Source organism: Microbacterium sp. CFBP 8794, assembly GCF_014841235.1.
Lineage (GTDB): Bacteria > Actinomycetota > Actinomycetes > Actinomycetales > Microbacteriaceae > Microbacterium.
In genome coordinates this window covers 493,723-515,201 of sequence record NZ_JACYTT010000003.1, presented here as the reverse complement: position 1 = coordinate 515,201, position 21,479 = coordinate 493,723, and the positions used below count along the sequence as shown (strand labels likewise).

18 protein-coding genes are annotated in these 21,479 nt (G+C 70.5%); 4 read left to right on the top strand and 14 right to left on the bottom strand.

The genetic code is table 11. The features are described 5' to 3' along the window. Positions 1 to 8: 8 nt before the first annotated feature. The 5 genes from IFU19_RS09835 to rfbA all read right to left on the bottom strand — a co-directional run bounded on the left by IFU19_RS09835 (position 9) and on the right by rfbA (position 6,937). Positions 9 to 1,217: an ABC transporter ATP-binding protein gene (locus IFU19_RS09835; protein ID WP_192013553.1), complete on the bottom strand. Its 1,209-nt coding sequence runs from the start codon at positions 1,215 to 1,217 to the stop codon at positions 9 to 11. Between the two features lie 5 nt (positions 1,218 to 1,222). After that, positions 1,223 to 2,143, bottom strand: a complete 921-nt coding sequence (locus tag IFU19_RS09830; RefSeq protein WP_192013551.1) for an ABC transporter permease — start codon at positions 2,141 to 2,143, stop codon at positions 1,223 to 1,225. A 42-nt stretch (positions 2,144 to 2,185) separates the two neighbouring features. After that, positions 2,186 to 4,117, bottom strand: a complete 1,932-nt coding sequence (locus IFU19_RS09825; RefSeq protein ID WP_192013549.1) for a rhamnan synthesis F family protein — start codon at positions 4,115 to 4,117, stop codon at positions 2,186 to 2,188. Continuing rightward, entirely contained in the window at positions 4,114 to 5,991 is a 1,878-nt protein-coding gene (locus IFU19_RS09820; protein ID WP_192013547.1) for a rhamnan synthesis F family protein, read from the bottom strand. The genes IFU19_RS09825 and IFU19_RS09820 overlap by 4 nt, the downstream gene beginning before the upstream one ends. Positions 5,992 to 6,061: 70 nt before the next feature. Further along, a complete protein-coding gene (gene rfbA, locus IFU19_RS09815; RefSeq protein WP_055834474.1) occupies positions 6,062 to 6,937 on the bottom strand; it encodes a glucose-1-phosphate thymidylyltransferase RfbA in 876 nt (291 codons plus the stop codon). Positions 6,938 to 7,019: 82 nt separating this feature from the next. On the opposite strand from rfbA, the gene rfbB reads away from it, so the two are divergent. From rfbB to IFU19_RS09800, 3 genes are read left to right on the top strand one after another with little or no spacing between them, the layout of a single operon-like run. Continuing rightward, positions 7,020 to 8,018, top strand: a complete 999-nt coding sequence (gene rfbB / locus IFU19_RS09810; protein WP_055834471.1) for a dTDP-glucose 4,6-dehydratase — start codon at positions 7,020 to 7,022, stop codon at positions 8,016 to 8,018. 5 nt (positions 8,019 to 8,023) lie between these two features. Continuing rightward, on the top strand, positions 8,024 to 9,445 hold the full coding sequence (locus IFU19_RS09805; RefSeq protein WP_192013792.1) for a sugar nucleotide-binding protein: 1,422 nt from the start codon (positions 8,024 to 8,026) through the stop codon (positions 9,443 to 9,445). After that, positions 9,442 to 9,900 carry a GtrA family protein gene (locus IFU19_RS09800; RefSeq protein WP_055834468.1) on the top strand — a complete coding sequence of 153 codons (459 nt, stop codon included), beginning with the start codon at positions 9,442 to 9,444 and terminating at the stop codon, positions 9,898 to 9,900. Before IFU19_RS09805 ends, IFU19_RS09800 begins: the two co-directional genes overlap by 4 nt. A 24-nt stretch (positions 9,901 to 9,924) precedes the next feature. Here the strand turns inward: IFU19_RS09800 and IFU19_RS09795 are convergent, their stop codons facing one another. Together IFU19_RS09795 and IFU19_RS09790 are read right to left on the bottom strand one after the other, a co-directional pair. Next, positions 9,925 to 10,338 carry a DUF2304 domain-containing protein gene (locus IFU19_RS09795; RefSeq protein WP_055834466.1) on the bottom strand — a complete coding sequence of 138 codons (414 nt, stop codon included), beginning with the start codon at positions 10,336 to 10,338 and terminating at the stop codon, positions 9,925 to 9,927. Next, positions 10,335 to 11,072 (bottom strand): glycosyltransferase family 2 protein, encoded by a 738-nt coding sequence (locus IFU19_RS09790; RefSeq protein ID WP_055834463.1) that lies wholly within the window; start codon positions 11,070 to 11,072, stop codon positions 10,335 to 10,337. Before IFU19_RS09790 ends, IFU19_RS09795 begins: the two co-directional genes overlap by 4 nt. Before the next feature lie 130 nt (positions 11,073 to 11,202). On the opposite strand from IFU19_RS09790, the gene IFU19_RS09785 reads away from it, so the two are divergent. After that, complete coding sequence (locus tag IFU19_RS09785) at positions 11,203 to 12,723, top strand: DUF2142 domain-containing protein (RefSeq protein WP_192013545.1); 1,521 nt, start codon at positions 11,203 to 11,205, stop codon at positions 12,721 to 12,723. Positions 12,724 to 12,861: 138 nt separating this feature from the next. On the opposite strand, the gene IFU19_RS09780 is transcribed toward IFU19_RS09785, so the two are convergent. The 7 genes from IFU19_RS09780 to IFU19_RS09750 all read right to left on the bottom strand — a co-directional run bounded on the left by IFU19_RS09780 (position 12,862) and on the right by IFU19_RS09750 (position 21,409). Further along, a complete protein-coding gene (locus IFU19_RS09780) occupies positions 12,862 to 15,579 on the bottom strand; it encodes a hypothetical protein (RefSeq protein WP_342343401.1) in 2,718 nt (905 codons plus the stop codon). Continuing rightward, a complete protein-coding gene (locus tag IFU19_RS09775) occupies positions 15,576 to 16,106 on the bottom strand; it encodes a hypothetical protein (RefSeq protein WP_055834456.1) in 531 nt (176 codons plus the stop codon). The genes IFU19_RS09780 and IFU19_RS09775 overlap by 4 nt, the downstream gene beginning before the upstream one ends. A 62-nt stretch (positions 16,107 to 16,168) precedes the next feature. After that, positions 16,169 to 17,098 carry a glycosyltransferase family A protein gene (locus tag IFU19_RS09770; RefSeq protein WP_055834452.1) on the bottom strand — a complete coding sequence of 310 codons (930 nt, stop codon included), beginning with the start codon at positions 17,096 to 17,098 and terminating at the stop codon, positions 16,169 to 16,171. A 42-nt stretch (positions 17,099 to 17,140) separates the two neighbouring features. Further along, the gene (locus IFU19_RS09765; protein ID WP_055834450.1) at positions 17,141 to 18,244 is read right to left on the bottom strand and encodes a hypothetical protein; all 1,104 of its coding nucleotides are present in this window, start codon (positions 18,242 to 18,244) and stop codon (positions 17,141 to 17,143) included. Further along, the gene (locus IFU19_RS09760) at positions 18,241 to 19,707 is read right to left on the bottom strand and encodes an LCP family glycopolymer transferase (RefSeq protein WP_192013544.1); all 1,467 of its coding nucleotides are present in this window, start codon (positions 19,705 to 19,707) and stop codon (positions 18,241 to 18,243) included. Before IFU19_RS09760 ends, IFU19_RS09765 begins: the two co-directional genes overlap by 4 nt. Continuing rightward, complete coding sequence (purE, locus tag IFU19_RS09755; protein WP_055835907.1) at positions 19,704 to 20,171, bottom strand: 5-(carboxyamino)imidazole ribonucleotide mutase; 468 nt, start codon at positions 20,169 to 20,171, stop codon at positions 19,704 to 19,706. The genes IFU19_RS09760 and purE overlap by 4 nt, the downstream gene beginning before the upstream one ends. 104 nt (positions 20,172 to 20,275) lie before the next feature. Further along, on the bottom strand, positions 20,276 to 21,409 hold the full coding sequence (locus tag IFU19_RS09750) for a 5-(carboxyamino)imidazole ribonucleotide synthase (protein ID WP_192013543.1): 1,134 nt from the start codon (positions 21,407 to 21,409) through the stop codon (positions 20,276 to 20,278). Positions 21,410 to 21,479 lie beyond the last annotated feature (70 nt).

The window sequence follows — 21,479 nt, the reverse complement described above, 5'->3', positions numbered from 1 at the left end:
GCGGGAGCTCAGCGGAAGCGCACCTCGGCGGGGACCGACCCCAGCGAGTCCGACCGGCCGTGCACCGTGAACTCCGCGCCCTGCATGAGGGCGTGCGAGGTCGACTCGCTGATGCCGTGCAGGTTCGCGTTGACCCAGTAGCTGCCCGGGTTGAAGCGGGCGCTGTCGACGTCGATCTCGACGGTCGTCGTCTCGCCCTCGTGCAGCGCCGGCAGCGAGGTGCCCAGCATGCTGGTGTTCGACGCCAGGGCCAGCAGACCCGACGAGGTGTCGATGCTGAAGCCGAGCGCCCACTCGTCGAGCGCGCGCAGGCCGCGCACGGTCACACCGACACGGAAGGAATCGCCCGTCTGGAAGTCGTTGGACCGGGTGCCGTCGGCCGCGCGCACGTCGACCGCGACGATCTCCGCCGCCCGCAGCACCTGCTCGGGGCGCGCGGACACCTTGCCGGACCCCTCTTCGAGCAGCTCGCGGAAGCGCTCCACGGCGGCTTCGGCGAGACCGTCGAACGCGACCCGGCCCTTGTCCATGAGGATCACCCGATCGCACAGCTCCTCGATCTGGTCGAGGGCGTGCGACACGATGATGATCGTGCGTCCCTGGCGCTGGAACTCCTTGATCTTGTCCAGGCACTTGCGCTGGAACTGCTCGTCACCCACGGCGAGCACCTCGTCGACGAGCAGGATGTCGGGGTCGGTGTGCACGGCGATCGCGAACGCGAGGCGCACGAACATCCCCGACGAGTAGAACTTGACCTGGGTGTCGATGAAGTCGCCGACGCCCGAGAAGTCGAGGATGTCGTCGAAGCTCGCCCGGGTCTCTTCCCGGCTGAGCCCGAGCACCGAGGCGTTCAGGTAGACGTTCTCGCGACCGGTGAGGTCGGGGTGGAACCCGGCGCCCAGCTCGATCAGAGCCGCCACGCGTCCGCGCTGCTTCACGTCGCCGGAGGTCGGCTGGATGATCCCGCCGATGACCTTCAGCAGCGTGCTCTTGCCCGAGCCGTTGTGCCCGATCAGACCGATGGTGTTACCCGCGCGGATGTCGAGGCTCACGTCGCTGAGCGCCCAGAAGTCCTGGCGGTGGCGACGGCCGGCGCGGCCGAGCGTGACGAGGCGCTCCTTGATGGAGGTGTCCTTGCGCACGACGAACCGCTTCGACACGTCGGTGAGCACGACGACCTCGGGGCGCGCCAGGGCGGGGGTCACGTCAAACGACATATCGATCACAGTTCCTGGGCGAAGTTGCCCTGCAGGCGCACGAAGACACGGTGGCTGAGCACGAGCAGAACGAGACCGATGAGAAGTGCGATGGCCATGCGCAGCACGAGGTGGGCGGGCTGGTCCAGACCGTCTCCGCCGAGCCAGAACGCCCGTTGGAATCCGAGCACGGCGAGGGTCAGCGGGTTGTTCGTGTAGATCTCCAGCAGCGTCGGGCTCGTGATGATCTGACTCGCGAGATGCCAGGCGTACAGCACCGGCGAGAGCCACATGAGGAGCATCGTCACGACCTCGACCAGGTACTGCACGTCGCGGAGGTACACGTTCACCGCCGAGAAGAAGAGCGAGAAGGCCAGGCCGTAGACGAGGATGAGCAGCAGCGAGGGGACCGCGTAGACGATCTGCCAGTGCAGAGGCGGCTTGCCCGCGATCACCGTCGCGACCAGCAGCACGCCGAGCTGGATGAGGAAGTTGAACAGGGCCGATCCGGTCGCCGCGAGCGGGAAGATCTCGCGCGGCATGTACACCTTCTTCACGACACCGCCGTTGGCGATGATCGACCCGGTGCCGCCCACGGCGATCTCCTGGAACAGGCTCATCGCCGTCAGGCCGGTGAAGATGAAGATGGCGAAGTCCGGGATGCCGCGCGCCGCGCCCAGGAACTGGCCCAGCACGACGAAGTAGATGCCCAGCAGGATGAGGGGGCGGATGAGCGCCCACACGAATCCGAGCGCGGAATCCTTGTAGCGCGCCTTGATGTCGCGCTTGACGAGGAGGTCGAGCATCTCGCGGCGCGCGAAGATGTCGCGCAGCGTCGTCCAGAGCGATGCGAACCCCAAGCCGGGGGTGACGCCGACGGAGCGCATCGGCATCTCCGCGAGGCGTGCGAAGCGCGCGTTATCCGCGGAGGATGAGGAACTGGACATGGGGACCGATTCTACTGGTGGGTTTCTGCACGGGGTCTGAACTCACCGACGACGCAGTCGCTGCCGGGCGCGCCAGAGGCCCCCGCGGACACGCTCGGTGGAGGTGAATGCCCGATCGATGCGGTCGGCGGCCGAGGGACGGTGCAGCCGGACCCACATGTCGACGAAGTCACGGAATCGTCCCCACCCGATGTAGCCCGCGCGTCGGAGGAACTGCACCTGGTGCTGCGTGTCCTCGGGCATCGTGGCCGACATGTGGTCGAGGTTGTAGTCGAAGGCGGTGTAGCTCTTCGAGAGGTACTCGGGGGTGGCGATGGTCATCGAGTGGTACCCGAGCTCGCCGGCCGCGTAGACCGGCATCCGCTCGAGGATGTGCGCGAGTCCCCCGTCGACGTACGCCTCGGCACCGCCGAACTCGTCGTAGGTCCACTCCCGCTCCAGGAGCAGGCGCAGCGCCTGCGGGCGGGCGAAGAACATCGACCCGAAGGGCGCGAGGGGCGAGACCTCGTCGAGCGGAACCCGGATGCCGAGCTCGGCGCACAACTCGGCCACCCCGGGCCGGTTCGCCCACCATCCGTGCCCCATGGTCGGGTGTCCGAGGTGCACGGTGGGCGGGAACGCGAGTCCGAGCCCCGGCTGCTGCTGGAAGAGCGAGACGATGGTCGCTGCCTCGTGGGGGCCGCCGAGCAGGTTCTCGAACTGGTGGCGACGGAAGTGACGACCCATGTTCGCGCCGTCCTGCGGCGTCTTCTTCGAGTGGATCTTGACCACCAGGTCGTAGCGGTCCGACAGCAGCACGTCGCGGCATCCGATGAGGAACGCCGCCTGGTCGCGGCCGTTGTTCGACGCGACCACCCGCACCTCGACGCGCCCGGGGAACCCCCGCGCGGCGATGATGCGCTCGATCTCGTCGGCGCGCTCGCGCTCGGGCGTCGTCACGATGAGGTCGACGTCGCCGGGCAGGTAACCCGCGCGATCGAGGATCTCGTCGGTCATCTCGACGTAGAAGATGTGCGCGAACACGGCCGTACGCATCGGCTTCGACGAGTCGTAGCCGTCGTCGGTGGGCGAGAGCACGCGCAACAGGGCGGCATCGGCGTTCAGCACGCGCGGCTCGACGTTGCGTGCCAGGTCGTCGAAGATGAGCTCGACCGGGTAGCCGTTGCGCTCCACGGCCTCGAGGGTCCACTTGCCGACCACCGCGACGCGGTCGAGGAAGACCGGCCACTGGAAGAACGGCCGTCGCTTCAGCGTCGGGCACCCGGCGTCGATGAGCTGCTCGGCGTAGAGCACCGCGTGGTTCTCGATCTTGTCGGTCAGCGTCGGGAACGCGACCTCGCCCGAGAAACCCTGCTGGGTGAAGTGCTGGGTGAAGATGCCCTCGTGCTTGGTGACCGCGTCGGAGTACGTCGTCATCGCCGGGAGGTCGCGCCAGTAGGCGTCCCACTCGGGCGAGGTGAACATGTTCCGACGCACGGCCACCCAGTACGACTGCAGGTGGTACGGCAGGTAGTCCTCGTCCTGCGTGAACGGGTGCGGTTCCACCCGCAGGTGGTCCGTCATGCCCCAGAAGTGCAGGGGGTGCGCGTTCATGCGCTCGAAGATCGGGCCGAACGGCCGGATGGGACCGAACCAGGTGTCGTTGACGAGCAGCAGCTCGTCGAACGACGACACGCGCTCCCCGACGGCGTCCAGACCGTGCTTGTAGCCCCAGATGTCGTAGCCCTCGTTGGGACGCTCGAGCACCAGGTCGCCGACCGTTTCGAGCCGCGCGCGGCCCTGGGCGGTGAGCGGACCGTTCGAGACCACCACGATCTCGTCGCAGAACGCGCGCATGTGCTCGAGGGCGTAGAGCACGAAGTCGCCCACCTCCCCGCGACGGTCGAAGACGACGTAGATGAGCAGCCGCTTGCCGTCGGGAGGGAACGTGTCGGCCGGACGGGTCCAGTCTCCGATCAGCTCTGCGGTCTTCACGACGACACCTCTCGCTCCTTCTCGCCCCGTTCGCTGCGCAGACGAGAAGCGACACGGCGACCCGCCGACAGCACACGGTGGGCCCGCAGCGCCACGCGGTACGCGGGACGGAAGGCGTCCGCCACCCGGGGATGATTCGTGCGCACGTACATGCGCACGAGGGCGACGGTCCCGCCGTAGCCGGTGTAGCCGGCCCGATGCAGGAACCCGATCTGCTCGACGGGCCACCCGCGGGTGGTCGAGAACATCTGGTCGACCTTGTACTCGAGCGCGGTGTAGCCGATCTCGGCGTGCGCGTAGTTCAGCACGGTGCGGCAGTAGTAGCCGGCCTGCCCGGCCGCGGCGCTCACCAGGCGCTCCTGCAGGTGGGCGAGGTGACCGAAGCGCCGCTCGCCCTTCCAGCCGTAGTCGGCGAAGGTCCACCGGCGCTGCGTCAGCACGCGGAAGGCCGCGGGACGCCCGACCCACATGCCCCCGTACGGCGCCAGCGGCGAGACGGCGTCGAGCGGCACGCGGATGCCGAGGCGCTTGCTCAGCCGTTCGGCGTGGGGTTCGAGCAGGGCCCACCCGCGCCCCATCGTCGCGTAGCCGACGTGGATCATCGGGGGGAAGACGACGCCCAGACGCTCTTCCTTCTCGAACAGCGACAACAGGTTGCGCACGTAGCCGGGGCTGCTGAGCAGGTTGTCGAACTGGTACCGGCGGAAGTACCGCAGCCGATTCATCGTCTTCCAGGGCGCGCGGCGCATGTGCAGCTTCACGACCAGGTCGTACTGGTCGGACTGGATGACGTCGCGGCATCCGACGAAGTAGTCGGCCATGTCGCGGCCGGGGCTCTGGGGGGTCACGCGCAGCTCGTAGGTGTGCGCGTTGGTCGTCGCCCACGCTTCGAGCAGGCGCTCCAGGCGGGCCGCCGTGACGCCCTCGGTCGTCGTGATGAACACGGAGGCGCCCGACGGGAGGAACTGCAGGCGGCGCAGGACCTCGTCGATCTCGTCGACGTCGCTCACGTGCACGACCGCGGCGATCGACAGGGCCGATCCCGCATCGGGCTCGACCGCTTCGTCGGACAGCACCGAGAGCAGCCCCAGCGTGGTGTTCAGCGCCTTCGGAGCCACGCACGTCGCCAGGCTCGAGCGCAGCACGTCGAGCGGGTACCCGCGCTCGCCCATCATCGCGGCGATCTCGCTGCCGATGATCGCGAAGCGATCGAGGAACGGCGGGTAGCTGGTGAACACCGCGCGGTCGACGAAGGGCACGTCGACGTCGAGCAAATCCTCGGGCGCGAACAGCCCGGGGTCGTGCGCATGGAAGCGGGTGGTGTCGAAGGCCCGCTCGTGGGCGAAGCCCGCCGCGGTCATCTCCGCGACGAGCGAGCGTTCCCGCTCACCGGCGGCCGACGTCGGCCCCCACCACCGGTGCCACGCGGCGCTCTCGAACAGCGTGCGGCGGACCACGGTGAAGAACCAGGGCCGGTCGGCGATGGCGGGGAACCCCTCGCCCGGGAAGGCCTCGCGCGGCGGAGCCGCCGGCAGAACGTCCCAGACGTCGGCGGCACTGTCGGCCATGCGCTCGAACAGCGGAGCCAGGTCGGCCACGGGACCGAACCACGAGTCCCCGGTGAGCACGATCTCGTCGATCGCGGGCCACCGGCGGCGCAGACGTTCCATCGCGGGGGCGTACGCCTCCGAGTCGAACTCCTCGCCGTCGGTCTCGATGACGTCGTCGATCAGATCGTCGAGGCGGGCGCGGACCTCGGATGCCAGGGGCCCGGGGTGCACGAGGACGACCGCGGTCGACACGCGGCGCAACGCCTCGAGGGCGAGCACGCTGGTCTCTTCGATCCGGCCTGCCGCGCGCACGGCGTAGATCACGGCGCGCCCCGCGGAACCCGGACGCGCGGAAGCGGACGTCTCCTCGGTCAGAGGTGTCGTCCGCTCCGGCTCAGCGCTCGGCGCCATGTTCGAGAGCGCTGAGCAGATAGCGGCCGTAGCCGCTCTTCACCAGCGGCTCGGCGCGCTCGCGCAGCTCGTCGTCGGACAGGAAGCCCATGCGCCACGCCACCTCTTCGGGGCAGCCGATCGACAGCCCCTGACGCTTCTCGACCGTGCGGATGAATTCCGTCGCCTCGCTGAGCGAGTCGAAGGTGCCGGTGTCGAGCCACGCGGTGCCGCGCGGGAGCAGCTCGACGCTCAGGCGCCCCTGCTCGAGGTAGGTGCGGTTGACGTCGGTGATCTCGAGCTCGCCGCGCGGCGACGGCGTGAGGGCACGGGCGATCTCGATCACGTCGTTGTCGTAGAAGTACAGACCCGGGACCGCGTAGTTGCTCTTGGGGTGCTCGGGCTTCTCTTCGAGCGAGACGACGCGCCCCTCGGCGTCGAACTCGACGACGCCGTAGGCCGTGGGGTCGGCCACGCGATACCCGAAGACGACACCGCCGTCGAGGTCGCTGTACTGGCGCAGGCGCGTTCCCATGCCCTGGCCGTAGAAGATGTTGTCGCCGAGCACGAGGGCGACCGAGTCGGAGCCGATGTGCTCCTCGCCCAGGATGAAGGCCTGCGCGAGACCGTCCGGCGAGGGCTGCACCCGATAGGTGAGCGAGATCCCGAAGCGCGAACCGTCGCCCAGCAGCCGCTGGAACTGCTCGGAGTCCTGCGGCGTCGTGATGATGAGGATGTCGCGGATCCCGGCCAGGATGAGGGTCGACAGGGGGTAGTAGATCATCGGCTTGTCGTAGACCGGTACGAGCTGCTTCGAGATGCCCTGAGTGATGGGGTGCAGTCGGGAGCCCGTGCCGCCCGCCAGAATGATTCCGCGCATGAGGTCCAGTTTCCCCCATCCGGAGGCGCCTGCCAATCCGGGTGCCCCGCGATCGGCCCGGGCGCCCCGGTAACCTGTCGGTATGAGTCGTCTTCTCGTGACCGGTGGCGCCGGTTTCATCGGTTCCAACTTCGTGCACCACGTCATCGCGCACACCGACCACACGGTGACCGTGCTCGACAAGCTCACCTACGCGGGCAACCGCGCCTCTCTCGAGGGGCTGCCCGCCGACCGCGTGCGCCTGGTCGTGGGCGACATCGCCGACGCCGCCGTGGTCGACCCGCTCGTCGCCGAGGCCGACGCCGTGGTGCACTACGCCGCGGAGTCGCACAACGACAACTCGCTGCACGACCCGCGCCCCTTCCTCGACACCAACATCATCGGCACCTACACGCTGCTCGAGGCGGCGCGTCGTCACGACGTGCGCTTCCACCACATCTCGACCGACGAGGTGTACGGCGACCTCGAGCTCGACGACCCCGCGCGCTTCACCGAGAACACGCCGTACAACCCGTCGTCGCCGTACTCCTCGACGAAGGCCGGTTCCGACCTGCTCGTGCGCGCCTGGGTGCGCTCGTTCGGCGTGCGCGCGACCATCAGCAACTGCTCGAACAACTACGGCCCGTACCAGCACGTCGAGAAGTTCATCCCCCGTCAGATCACCAACGTGCTCCGCGGAATTCGCCCGAAGCTGTACGGCACGGGCGAGAACGTGCGCGACTGGATCCACGCCGACGACCACTCGTCCGCCGTGCTGACGATCCTCGACAAGGGCGAGCTCGGCGAGACGTACCTCATCGGCGCCGACGGCGAGAAGGACAACAAGAGCGTCGTCGAACTGATCCTGCAGCTCGCGGGCCAGCCCACCGACGCCTACGACCTCGTCACCGACCGGCCCGGACACGACCTGCGCTACGCGATCGACTCGACCAAGCTGCGCACCGAGCTCGGCTGGAAGCCCACCTACGGCGACTTCGAGTCGGGGCTCGCCGCCACGGTCGACTGGTACCGCGACAACGAAGCCTGGTGGGCACCCACCAAGGACGGCGTCGAAGCCTTCTACGCCAGCAAGGGACAGTGACCACGGTGTCCATCGAGTTCGGCAAGTCCCTGTCGGTGCGCGAGACCCCCATCCCGGGGCTCGTCGTGCTCGATCTGCCGGTCCACGGCGACGCCCGCGGCTGGTTCAAAGAGAACTGGCAGCGCGAGAAGATGACGGCCGCCGGGATCGAGCTGCCGGACTTCGGCCCGGTGCAGAACAACATCTCGTTCAACGATGCCGTCGGCACGACCCGTGGCATCCACGCCGAGCCGTGGGACAAGTACGTCTCGGTCGCCACCGGCCGGATCTTCGGCGCCTGGGTCGATCTGCGCGAGGGCGACAGCTTCGGCGCCGTGTTCACCACCGAGCTCGACCCGTCGACGGCGATCTTCGTGCCGCGCGGCGTCGGCAACTCGTACCAGACGCTCGAACCCGACACCGCGTACACGTATCTCGTCAACGACCACTGGTCGCCCGACGCCACGTACACCTTCCTCAACCTCGCCGACGAGACCGCCGCGATCGCGTGGCCCATCCCCCTCGACGAGGTCGAGATCAGCGCCAAGGACATCCAGCACCCGCGCCTCGTCGACGTGGTGCCCATGCCCCCGCAGAAGATCCTCGTGACCGGGGCGAACGGTCAGCTCGGCCTCGCTCTGCGCGCGGAGTTCGGCGACCACCCGTGGATCGAGTACGCCTCGCGCACCGAGCTCGACCTCACCTCGCCCGAGCTCGACACCGCGCGCCGCTGGCGCGACTACGGCACGATCATCAACGCGGCCGCGTACACCAAGGTCGACGTGGCCGAGACGCCGGAGGGGCGCACCGAGGCGTGGGCCGCGAACGTCACCGCGGTGGCCGCGCTCGCCCGGATCGCCACCGCCAACGGCATCACCCTCGTGCACGTCTCGAGCGACTACGTCTTCGACGGGACGAAGGACGGCGCCTACTCGACCGACGACGTCGTCTCACCGCTCGGCGTCTACGGCCAGACGAAGGCCGCGGGCGACGCCCTCGTGTCGGCGGTCCCCCGCCACTACATCCTGCGCACCAGCTGGGTGATCGGCGAGGGCAACAACTTCGTGCGCACCATGGCCTCCCTCGCCGAACGCGGTATCGATCCGCGCGTGGTCGACGACCAGGTGGGACGCCTGACGTTCACCGTCGACATCGCCGCCGCGATCCGCGCCCTGCTCGACACGCGCGCCCCCGCCGGCGTCTACAACGTCACGGGCCAGGGCGAACCGACCACCTGGTTCGACATCGCCCGCCGGGTGTTCGAGCTGACCGGTCACGACCCCGCGCGCGTCAGCGGTGTGAGCACCGACGAGTACTTCGCCGGCGCTCAGGGGCCGGTGGCGCCCCGTCCGCTGAACAGCGTGCTCGACGCGCGAGCGACCGAGGCCGCCGGTGTCCCGCTCGGCGACGCCGGCGTGCGACTGCGCGAGTACCTCGAACGCCCGTGAGCGACCGCGGGCGCCGGGGACCGGTCCACTCCGGTCCCCTCGCCCGCGCCGTGCGCCGCGTCTGGTCGCACAGCGCGGTGCGTTACCTCGTCGTGGGAGGAGGGGCGTTCCTCATCGACGTGGGCCTGCTGGCGCTGCTGCACGACGTGTTCGGGGTGGCCCTGGTCATCGCGACCCCCACGGCCTTCCTGCTCAGCTTCGCCGTCACCTTCGTACTGCAGCGGACCTTCACCTTCTCGTCCGACGCCGGCATGGCATCCAGCGCCCTGAAATACACCTCGCTCGTCGCCTTCAACACCGTCGCCACGACCGGCATCGTCGCGGGCATCGCGGCCCTGGGCTTGCCCTGGGTGGTCGGCAAGATCGTGGCGGTGGGCTCGACCACCGTCTGGAACTACTTCGCCTACCGGTACTGGATCTTTCCGGCGCGCCCGTCGGAGTCGCCCACGCCGTGAGTCGCGGCTGGCCCGCGCACCGCGTCAGGGGCGGTCGGGACCCTCGGTGGACGGCTGAGCGGGGCCCGGAACGGACCCGGCGCCCTCGAGCGCGTCGAGGCGCCGTGTCAGGGCCTCGATGTCGGCCCGGTTGATCGCGGCATCTTCGGCGAGCACACGGATCTCTTCTTCGGCCTGCGACAGCTCCCACGACAGGTGCAGCGCCACGCCCACCAGCAGAACGATCGAGATCGCGAAGATCAGATTGGCGGGAACCTCCACGCCCAGAAGGTGGGTGAGCTGAACCAGGAGCCCCGGGAAGATCGAGATCACCAGCAGGGCCAAACCGATCAGCAGCCACAGCGTGGCGTACTTCTCGCGGAGCTGTCTACGCAGCAGCAGGACGACGATGATCGTCAGCACCACGACGGCGAACGCGATTCCCGCGATGACGATCATGCGCTCACTCCGGTCTTGGTGGCGGAACCCCGCATCATCGCGAGCGACAGGGCGAACACCGATCGCAGCAGGTACACGGCGGCGCCGAACGGGTTCTGGCTCGGTCGCCCCGCGGCGCGCGGACGCATCGCCACGGGCACCTGCACGACGGTGAGACCGGCGTGCAGCGCGTTGACGAGGGAGTCCACCGTGTCGCCGAGGTACTCGGCCGGGTAGTAGACGACGTACTGGTCGATCGCGCGGACGTTGGCGGCGCGGAAGCCGCTCGTGACGTCGGTGAGGCGCGTGCCGGCGATGCGCGAGAGCACCGTTGCGAGCATGCGCATGGCCCACCAGCGCGGTCCTCGGGCGGCGTAGTCGCCGACGTCGGCGAACCGCGCCCCGATCGAGATGTCGGCGGACTCGAGACCGTCGAGCACCGCGGCGATGTCGCGAGGGTTGTGCTGGCCGTCGGCGTCGACCTGGATGGCCCGCGTGTACCCGTGGCGCTGCGCGTAGCGGAAGCCGGCACGCATGGCTCCGCCCACGCCGAGGTTGAAGGGCAGCGAGAGGATCGTCGCCCCCGCCTCGCGGGCTCGCTGCGCCGTGTCGTCGTGGGACCCGTCGTCGACGACGAGGATGTCCCACCCCTCGGGCTGAGCGCGGATCTCCCGCACGGTGGGACCGACGCTCTCGCCCTCGTTCCAGGCGGGAACGATGACCAGAGTGCTCGATCGTGCCGCAGACATCGGCATCATCGTACCAGCGGGCCCGCCGTCGCCCGACGGACGCCGAGGGGGTGTGGAGGAGACGGCTTGTAAGATCGCACCGGCCGTCGCCGCCTTCACCATGCCGGTGAACGTCGGCCCCAGAGAGATCCACCCGATGCCTTCGTTCCCCCTCCGTCTGTCACTCCCCCGGCACCGTGTGCCCCACATCGCGGTCATCTTCGTCGCCCTGCTGGCGATACTGCTGTCCGGCGCGATCTTCCTGCCGATCGCCTCGGGGGCCGATGAGGCGGCGCACTACGTGTACGCCGCAGCCGTCGTGCGGGGACAGGCGGGAATGCTCGAGCCCACCCTGCCGGCGCGGTTCGCGAACATGGATCTGTTCGCCGGCTGCATCGCCTTCCAGCCCGACGTGACCGCGGCCTGCCAGGGCCCGCTGCGCATCACCTCGACCGCCGAGGTGCTGGCACAGACCAACGCCGGGCTCTACAACCCGGTCTTCTACCTTTGGACGGGCCTGGGCACCCTGCTCGTCCCCACCGAATACGGCCTGTACCTGGCCCGCGGTCTCGCGGCGCTCGTCACGGCCCTCTTCCTCGCGTGGGGGCTGTCGCTGCTCGGACGCACCGCGCGCACCCCTCTGCCGTTGCTCGCGGCCTCGCTGCTGCTCACCCCGATGACGCTCTACGTCGGCATGGTGCTGAACCCCAGCGCCTGGGAGATCGCCACGCTCTTCGCCGCCACGGTCGCCGGCTTCGCCGTGGCGTGCGGTCCGCGAACCACCCGCTGGGGCGAGGAGCACACCCTCCTGCTCGCCGCGTCGTGCGTGCTCGTGGTCTCGCGCGGACTCTCGCCGCTGTTCCTCGCCGTCACCGCCGTGGCTCTGCTGCTGCTGGCCGGGGTGGCTCGCACACGCCGGCTGCTGACCGATCGACGGGTCTGGATCGTGGCGGGCGGCATCGCCGTGGTCACCGGCTTCAGCGTCGCGTGGGTCGTCCTGCACGGAACGAACTACGTGGGCGTGCAGAAACCGGCGACCCTCGGCGACGGGCTCGCGGGGATCTCGGTGTTCTACTCGAACTACCACGAGCAGGTCACCCAGATGTACGGCAACCTCGGCTGGCTCGATCTGCGCAGCCCGAACATCCTGTCCACGTCGTGGATCCTGCTGCTCGGCGGTGTCGTCGTGCTCTGCTTCGGTCTCGCCTCCCGGCGGGCGCGGTGGGCGATCCTGCTCGCCTTCGCCTCGGCGACCCTCATCCCGGGCGTCCTGTCGGGCCTGCAGTGGTCGGGGTACGGCTGGCAGGGGCGTTACACGATGCCGCTGGTCGCCGCCCTGCTGGTCATCGCGGCCCTCGCCGTCGATTCCGGGCCCGACCGCGTTCCGTTCGACGCGGGCGTGAACCGGCTCGTGGCGATGCTGCGGTGGCTGCTCCCCGCGTTCCTCGTGCTCGGGGTGACCGTCACGACCGTCCGCACGGCCCACCGCTACCTCGCCGGTGAGACCGCGGACTTCCTCGCCGCGTGGCAGTGGTCGCCCCCGCTGGCCGTACCCCTGCTCGGCATCGCCTTCTTCGGCGGGCTGGCCGTGCTCACCCGCGCGCTCGTCGTCCGCGGCGCCGACGAGAGCGAGCACGTGTCCGCCCTCCCCGACGCGGTGAGCGGCACTCGAGGCTGACGCTCGACCCCGCGGGGTCGGCGATACGCCGACGAGGCGACGCCGGACACACGCCGACCGAGCCGGCGAAACGCTGAACGGGCCCGTCGATCGCAGCGACGATCGACGGGCCCGTTCAGCGGTTCGGCTCGCCCTGCCTCAGCGGACCGTGACCGAGGTGCAGCCCAGCGACACGGGGGTGCCGCCCTTGTCGTCGACGACGCTCGCGCACACCTGCCGAGTGCCCTTCGAGGCCGTCAGCCGCTGCTCGAAACCGTGCGCCGAGCCGGCGGCCGGGAAGGCCGCCCCCACGTCGGGCCGATTCTTGTCTGCCCGGACCTCGCGCGTCGTGCCGTCGATGGCGACCCGCACGGTCACGGGACCCTTCACGTCGGGGTCGAACGCCCAGCCCCGCACCGACACCGTGCCGGTCCCTCCGCTGGCCGCATCGAGACGGCCCACCGGGGCACCGGCCATGCCGGTCACGGTGCGGCAGCCCAGCAGGGGGTTGGCACCGGCGGTGTTGATCGCGTAGATGCACACGCGCGAGGTGCCGACCGGGATCGGCACGTTCGTCTGATACCCGTGCGCCGAACCGTAGGGCGGATACGCCGCGCCCACGTCGGGCCGGCTCCGGTCGGCGGTGAGCGCCGTGGCAGAACCCCCGACGTACACGTGGACGGCGATGGGACGCGCGGTGTCGGGATCGATCGCCCACCCGCGCACCGTGGCGGTCGTGCCCGAGACGCTCACGTCGTCGACGCTGCCGATCGGGGTGCGCCCCTCGTCGCGCGTGGTGATCGAACGGCATCCGAGGTCGGTGTCGGGCCCACTCGTGTTGACGGCGGTGACGCAGACCTTCGAGGGGCCGATGGGGATGTCCACCGCGCGCGAGAACCCGTGGGCCGCTCCGTACACGGGATAGGCGCCGGCCACGTCGGGGCGGTTGGCCTGGGCGGTGAGGCGGGTCACCTTGCCGTCGACCGAGATGCGCACCGCGATGGGACGCACGGTGTCGGGGTCGAGTGCCCAGCCGGTCACGGTGGCGCTGCGCCCCGAGACCGAGACCGACTCGAAGTTCCCGATGGGCGCGCGCCCCTGATCGGCCGCGGTGACGTCGCGGCATCCGAGGGTGGTGTTGGCGCCCGAGGTGTTGATGGCGTAGACGCAGACAGTGCTCTTGCCGGGCACCAGGTCGACGACCTCGGAGAAGCCGTGGGCGTTGCCGTACGCGGGGTAGGCCCCACCGACGTCGCGACGGGAGTCGTCGGCGGTGATGGCCCGACCGGCTCCGGCGACGTAGATGTGCACCGGGATGGACTTCTTCGTGTCGGGGTCGATCGCCCAGCCCGACACGCGGGCCGACGTGCCCGCCACGTCGACGGCGTCGAGGCTGCCGATCGGCGCGCGACCGATGTCGCGCGAGGCCGGCGTCATGACGCTGCGACAGCCGAGGGTCGTGTTGTCGCCGCGACCCGTGTTGATCCCGTACAGACAGATCTGCTTCGCATCGAGCGGGACCTTCAGCGTCGCGCTGTAGCCGTGCTTCGTGCCGTGCACGGGGTAGTGCGTGGCGAGGTCGGTGCGCGAGCCGGAGGCGCGGAGCGCCGTCCCGACTCCGTCGACGTACGCGTGCACGTCGATCGACGAGGCCGTGTCGGGGTCGATGGCCCATCCCGAGACCGTGACCGAGCCCGACGAGACCTTCACCGCGTCGACCGCGCCCACCGGTGACCCGGTGTAGAACGGCATGTCGCGGCATCCGAGGGTCACGTTGGACCCGCGGGCGGTGTTGATGGCGTAGACGCACACCTGCCCACTGCCCCCCTGGGTCACGGGGATGCGCGAATCGAAGCCGTGCCTGCTGCCGCTGCCGGGATAGGCCGAGCCCACATCGGGTCGGTCGCCGTCGGCGGTGAGCGCGGTGGCGTCGCCCGCGAGGTAGGCGTGCACCTGGATCGGGTCGGAGGTGTCGGGGTCGATCGCCCACCCCCGCACACGGATGCCGCCGGGGTACGCCTCGATGGCGTCGAGGTTGCCGAAGGGGCGGCCGCCGGCCTGCGTCGAGCCGAACCAGTCGGAGTAGGTACGCCAGAAGTTGCGGTTGCCGTAGGCCGAGCAGCCGTCGCCCTCGCCGTAGAGATTGTTCAGCGCCGCCTGGTTGGGCACGTAGGGGGTGTAGATGTAGAGCCCCGCGGTGGCCTGGTTCTCGATGAAGACCCGCTGCGTGCCGCAGCTCGCGCTGGGGTTGTAGAGGATGTTGTTCCAGCGGCCCGCCTGGTAGCCCCACCAGCTGGGGTTCATGCGGTACACCTCGAACTGCCGGGCGCCGTAGTAGACCTGGTAGAAGAAGCCCTGGGTCGACGCGTCGCACGGCGCGGTGTCGGGGCAGCCCTGGCCGGTGGCCGCGGAGTAGTTCCAGGCCGATGGGGCGGTCGAGGTGACCAGGCCCTGCTCCTTCTGCAGCAGGACGAGCAGCGCCTTCTGGCTGATCCCGCACGAGCGCGCGACCTTGTCGATGATGGTCGCGGCGCTCTCGTTGGCCGCGCCGGCGTACCCGTTGCAGTACTTGTCGGCGGGGCGGTCGTCGGTGTTTTGCCGGTAGTCCTTGAGGCAGGTGTAGCCCGACCGGCAGGTGGTGACCTTGCCGTTGAGGAAGCTCTGGATCTCACCCGCGCCCATCGCCGAGCCGTCGTAGAAGACCGCGTCGTCGATGATGTTGCCCGGGTTGAAGTCGCGGGCGTCGGCCGCGGCGGCCGACTCGACCGGGGCGATCGTCGCGGGGAGGGTGACGGGCACCGCGGCCAGCAGCGCGATGGCGCAGGCCCACGTGGCGATGACCGCCGCAACGCTGCGGCGGCGCGACCGCTGCCTCACGGCGCGAGCTCGATCGTGGCCGTCTCGGACTGCGCGCGCAGGTTCGACGAGGAGTAGCCGACGTGGAACGCGACGTCGGCGGAGGTCGTGTCGACGGCGATCGACATCACGCCGCAGTAGGTGACGTCTTTGCCCTCGTTGGCGGAGACCGATACGGACGCCTGGGTGTCGTCGAGCGTCAGCGTGCAGGTTCCCCCCGATTCCGACACCCCGGGGACCATCGCGGTGACCTCGAGGTTGCCATCGCGCACCTCTGACGTGATGACGAGCACCTCGCCGTTGTACGGGGCGTCGGCGGTGGCGCTCTCGGTGGGGGTCGGCTCGGGAGCCGCGGTCTCGGACGGCGACGCCGTCGGCGTCGGCGAGGCAGACGCCGTGGCCGACGCGGTCGGCGACGGGCTGGCCCCCGCCACCGGGGTGGCGCAGGCCGAAAGCGTCAGCACACCCGCCACGAGCAGGAGGCCGGGCAGCGCGACACGCGCGCGCCTCGAGCGAGACGGGCGGGCGGCGTCGAAAGCGTGCTTCACGCGTTCATTATGCGTGGCTTGAGTGACGGATGGGAATATTGCGTGGAATCGGTAAGCGGCCGTTACCGACGCCCGAGGCGGCGGCGCCACCCCCGCAGGCGCGAGAGAACCGGCTGGTGCGCGTCGATCTCGCGCCGCAGATCGTCGCGGATCTCGGCCCGCAGACGCTCCGCGACGCCGTCGAGCTGAGCGCTCAACTGGGCCTGCAGGGCCGACATGTACAGCGGCAGACCGGCCCCCTCCCGCTGCACCCACTCGGCGAGGGCGCGGTCGCGCACGACGGCGTCGTCGCGGGCGTGCTCGGCGGCCAGGCCGAACATGCTGTTGGCGTCGAGCCCGACGGAGTCGGGGCGCTGCGTCCAGAAGGCCAGGGGCTCCCCGCCGAGGAAGCCGATGTCGTGCCCGCGCAGGATGCGCAGGTAGAAGTCCCAGTCCTCGACGGCGTCGAGGGTCTCGTCGTACCCACCCACCTCGTCGTGCAGCGCACGGCGGTAGACGAACGAGATGGGCACCGCGCGGTTGACCGACATCATCTCGCCGAGTGAGATCCGCGTCATGCCCGCCCAGAAGGGGGCCCGGCCGACCTCGACCCACGCGCCGCCGCGGTTCTCTTCGTAGACGATCTCGGTCGCCGCCGAGACGGCCGCCTGGTCGGGGTGCGCGTCGAGCCAGGCACCGGTGCGGGCGAGGAACTCCGGATGCCACCGGTCGTCGTCGTCGTGCAGCACGACGTAGTCGGTGCGCAGGGAGCGGATGCCGGCGTTCGCCGCCGCGCACCGCCCTCCGTCTCCCGGGGCGATGTGGATGACGTCCACGCGATCGCCGAGCTCCGCGGCGGCGACGATCGCGTCGACCTCGGCGGGGTCTCCGCCGTCGTTGACGACGACGAGACGCCACTCGGTCTCGGTCTGGGCGGCGATGTCGGTCAACGCCCGCCGGAGGAATCCGGGACGCTGACGGGTGCGGACGACGATCCCGACGGGTGCAGGCATGCGTCCGAGCTTAGGGGGCCGTCGCGCTGTCGTCCGCTGCGGTCACAACTCGGCGTGCAGGGCCCAGACCCGGTCGGCGCAGGCCTCCCAGGCGAAGCCCTTCGCCCGGTCGCCGGCGAGGACCCGCAGTCGGTCGGCGTCTTCTGCGATGGCCCGTGCCACGGCCGCGCCCAGCTCGTCGGCGGCCGCGAAGACCGCGGCGTCGGCGAGCACCTCGCGGTGCACCGGGGTGTCGAGGGCGACGATCGGCACGCCCACGGCGAGCGCGTCGACCGTGCGCCACGGCCAATCGGTGCGTCCGCACGCGGTGACGAAGGCCGCGGCGTGCGAGAGCACCGCCGCGCGGTCCCAGCGGTCGAGGGAGCCGCGCGCGTGCACGCGGGCCTCGGCGAGACCCGCCGCCGCCGCGATGTCGGCGATCGCCGGTTCCTCCCCCTCGGGGACGTCCAACACCACGACGTCGCCCTCCCAGCCCGAGGCGACGACGGCCGAGAACACCTCGGCGAGTCCGTCCGAGGCGGCGGCACCTCCGGCGGCGGCGAGGAACGACAGGGGCAGATCGAGCGCGCGCAGGCGTCCCACGGCATCCGAGGGAACGCGCAGGCCCGCGGCGGGGGCGCCGCCGATGACGCGCACCTTCTGCACGAGCTTGGATTTGGCGACCTCGGCGAGACGCTCGGCCATCGCGTGGGTGGGAACCACGACGGCGTCGGCGTGCTTGGCGACGCGCGAGAGCAGGGCGCGGCTCGCGAGGATCTCGGCCTTGGGCAGCTCGTCGGGCGTCTCCCAGGCGCGCAGATCCCACAGGGTCACCACGATCTGGTGCGTCTCGTTGACGCGGTCGTGGCGCACGAGGGGGGCGAGGGCGGTCGGCGAGTGGATGAGACCCTTGCCGATCCCGGGGGCGACCCCGAGCTGCCACGAGGTCGCGAGCTCGCGACGGCGCACGGCCAGGCGCGTCTCGGAGGTGAGCCCGGTCACGCCGACGTCGTCGGGCAGCCCGGGCGCGGGGACGATCGACGCCACGTCGCAGCCGCGCGGGGCGGTGTCGACGAGCGCCTGGGTGAGAGACGCCGAGGCCTCGGCGAGGTCGCGCGAGGTCGGTGAGACGAGTTGGTCGAGGACGACGCGCAGGGTGACGGTCATGGGGTGGGGCTTTCCGTCTCGGTCGGCGGGTGCAGTCTGTCGCGCACCATCTGCTGCACCTGGGCGTAGTCGGGGTCGAACTCGTCGACGCCGCCCTCGGGGGTCAGCTCCAGCGTGCCGACGGGCTGTCCCTTGGCCTTCAGCGCGAGGTCGACGAGCGTGGGGGCGATGAGGCCCTGCGGAAGGTCGGTCTCGACGACGTTCGTTCCCGCCTTCGCGACCTCCTGGAAGTGCGAGAGCACGTTCTGCGGCGTGAACTGGGCGAGGATCGCCTCTTGCAGCTGCCGCTGGCGACCCATGCGGTCGAAGTCGCTGGTCGTGTAGCGCGAACGGGCGAACCACTGGGCGGTGTCGCCGTCCATGTGCTGCGCGCCCGCTTCGACCCAGCCGAACGCCCAGTCGTCGACGGGCTGCCCGTCGTAGGCGGGGCCGCCCTTGGGCAGGCGCTCGTTGACGGTGATGTCGATTCCGCCGAGCGCGTCGATGACGTCGGCGAATCCCTTCATGTCGATGAGCACGTAGTACGGGATCTGGATGCCGAGGATGCCCTCCGCCGCGTCCTTCGTGGCCTCGATGCCGGGCTCGGAGCCCTGCGACACGGCGTTCGGGTACAGCGCGTTGCCGTCCTGGCACACCTCGACCTCGGTGCGCAGCTGATTGATGCCGCTCCCCCACCCGCAGGTCGGGTCGAACTTGCCCTCGTGGCCGTTGGGGTACTCGTCCTGCATCGGGCCCGGAGCGAAGGGGAAGCCCGGCATGTCGCGCGGGATGCCGGTGATGGTCGTCGCGCCGGTGGTGGCGTTGACCGAGACCACCGAGATGCTGTCGAAGCGCATGGAGTCGCGACCCTCGCCGGAGTCGGCGCCGAGAAGGAGGATGTTGTAGTACCCGGCGGAGGGCGGCACGACGGGCGCCGACTGCGAGAAGATGTCGGCGAACGCGTCGCGCGTGGCGCCCGCGGTCTGCGCGGCCCACGCCGCCCCCGAGCCCGAGAGCACGAGCAGGCCGACCGAGACGATCGTCATGCCGATCCTCGCGACGGGCCCGACCTTGACCAGGCGCACCAGACGCAGGGTGTCGATCGTGAGCACGACCCACAGCACGACGTAGGCCACCAGGGCGATCTGCACCAGGGTGAGCGGCAGCGGGCGGAACCACGACAGGAACTCGGGGATGAACGAGCCCGTCGCCAGGGCGAAGAATCCGCTCGGCCAGAGCGCCGCACCGACGGCGGTGAGCACGAGGATCGCCCACATCGCGAGGGTCGCGCCGAGGCCGATGCGCCCCAGCCGGCGGGTGCCGGCGAGCACTTGGGCCGACCCCGGCACGAGGAAGTTCATCACGACGAGCCACCAGCCGCGGCGGGTCATCACCGCGGGATCGGAGGCATCGGGGTTGCGCAGCGGGCGCGACTCGATGAGCGGCGCCTGCCGGCGGGGGCGCGGCGGGGCCGCCACGCTCACAGGGAGTCCTTCAAGCGGCGGTTCTTCTCTTCTACCTGTGCCTCGAGGTCGCGGGCGTACGACTCGATCCGATCGGCCACCGCGTCGTCGGAGGTGCCCAGGATGCGCGCGGCGAGCAGTCCCGCGTTCTTCGCCCCGTTGATCGAGACGGTCGCCACCGGGATGCCGGCGGGCATCTGCACGATGCTCAGCAGGGAGTCGAGACCGTCGAGGGTCGCCAGCTGCACCGGGACGCCGATGACCGGCAGGGCGGTGACCGAGGCCAGCATCCCCGGCAGGTGCGCGGCACCCCCGGCCCCCGCGATGATCGCGCGCAGCCCACGGCCGCGGGCCTCGCGGCCGTAGCGCATGAGCTTGTCGGGGGTGCGGTGCGCCGAGACGACCTCCACCTCGTGGGGGATGCCGAACTCGGTGAGCATCTGAGAGGCGTCGCTCATCACGCGCCAGTCGGAGTCGGAGCCCATGACGACGCCGACCACGGGCGTCTCGGAGGAATGCAGCGGCCGGGTCACCGGTCCAGGGTAGGGCGGCTCGCTGGAAGAAGCCGGAACGGCGCGCGAGCGCGGGCTCAGTCGAAGAACGCCGCGGCGCCGCGCGCCTCGTAGACCACATCGTCGAGGTCGTCGCCGATGACGGTGACGTGCCCCACCTTGCGACCCGGGCGGGGGGCCTTGCCGTAGGTGTGGATCTTCGCCGACGGGTGGGCGGCCATGGCCGGCGCGAAGCGCTCCTCGAGGGTGCCGTCGACGGGACCGCCGAGGACGTTGATCATGACGGACCAGGGCGCGATGGCATCCGTGGACCCCAGCGGCAGGTCGAGAACCGCGCGCAGGTGCTGCTCGAACTGGCTGGTGACCGCCCCGTCCTGCGTCCAGTGCCCGCTGTTGTGCGGACGCATCGCGAGCTCGTTGATAAGGATGCGCTCGTCGGTGGTCTCGAACAGCTCGACCGCGAGCATGCCCGTGACCCCCAGCCCTTCGGCCACGGCGACGCCGATCTCGGCCGCAACGCGCTGCACCCGGTCGGCCGCGCGGGGGGCCGGGGCGAGCACCTCGGCGCAGACGCCGCCGCGCTGCACGGTCTCGACGATCGGGTAGGCCCGAACCTCGCCCGACGGACGCCGCGCCACCTGCTGCGCGAGCTCGCGGGTGAAGTCGACGAGTTCCTCGACCAGGAGCGAGCCCCCGTTGCCGTCCTCGGCCAGGGCGGCGAACCAGTCGTCAGCCTCGGTCGCGGCCGACACGACGCGTACGCCCTTGCCGTCGTACCCGCCGCGCGGGGTCTTCACCACCGCGCGACCGCCGTGGTCGTCGAGGAAGGACTGCAGGTCGGCGGCGTCGGCGACGGCCGCCCACTCGGGCTGCGGGAGGCCGAGCTCGGCCATGCGTCGACGCATGACGAGCTTGTCCTGCGCCACCCCCAGGGGGGCGGGACCCGGGTGCACGGCGACATCGGCATCGACGAGGGCGGCCAGGACGTCCTGCGGCACGTGCTCGTGGTCGAAGGTGATCACGTCGACCTCGCGAGCGAACGCCAGCACGGTGTCGACGTCGCGGTAGTCGCCCACGGCGGTCGCCGCCAGCGCCGCGGACATCCCCTCGTCTTCGGCGAGAACGCGGATCTCGAGCCCCAGCTCCACGGCGGGCGCGATCATCATCCGCGCCAGCTGTCCGCCACCGACCACTCCGACTCGCAGCACCATGCCGCTCCTTCCGTCGGCATCCATTCTGTCGGGCCCGTCACGGGGGCGCGAGCCGGGTACCGCCCACTCC

Coding starts and splice junctions, on each gene's coding strand:
- IFU19_RS09795 (WP_055834466.1), bottom strand. CDS start 10,338: ATGATCGTCATCGCGGGAATCGCGTTCGCCGTCGTGGTGCTGACGATC.
- purE (WP_055835907.1), bottom strand. CDS start 20,171: ATGGGCTCCGACTCCGACTGGCGCGTGATGAGCGACGCCTCTCAGATG.
- IFU19_RS09765 (WP_055834450.1), bottom strand. CDS start 18,244: ATGACCGTCACCCTGCGCGTCGTCCTCGACCAACTCGTCTCACCGACC.
- rfbB (WP_055834471.1), top strand. CDS start 7,020: ATGAGTCGTCTTCTCGTGACCGGTGGCGCCGGTTTCATCGGTTCCAAC.
- IFU19_RS09830 (WP_192013551.1), bottom strand. CDS start 2,143: ATGTCCAGTTCCTCATCCTCCGCGGATAACGCGCGCTTCGCACGCCTC.
- IFU19_RS09785 (WP_192013545.1), top strand. CDS start 11,203: ATGCCTTCGTTCCCCCTCCGTCTGTCACTCCCCCGGCACCGTGTGCCC.
- IFU19_RS09790 (WP_055834463.1), bottom strand. CDS start 11,072: ATGCCGATGTCTGCGGCACGATCGAGCACTCTGGTCATCGTTCCCGCC.
- IFU19_RS09770 (WP_055834452.1), bottom strand. CDS start 17,098: ATGCCTGCACCCGTCGGGATCGTCGTCCGCACCCGTCAGCGTCCCGGA.
- IFU19_RS09750 (WP_192013543.1), bottom strand. CDS start 21,409: ATGGTGCTGCGAGTCGGAGTGGTCGGTGGCGGACAGCTGGCGCGGATG.
- rfbA (WP_055834474.1), bottom strand. CDS start 6,937: ATGCGCGGAATCATTCTGGCGGGCGGCACGGGCTCCCGACTGCACCCC.
- IFU19_RS09835 (WP_192013553.1), bottom strand. CDS start 1,217: ATGTCGTTTGACGTGACCCCCGCCCTGGCGCGCCCCGAGGTCGTCGTG.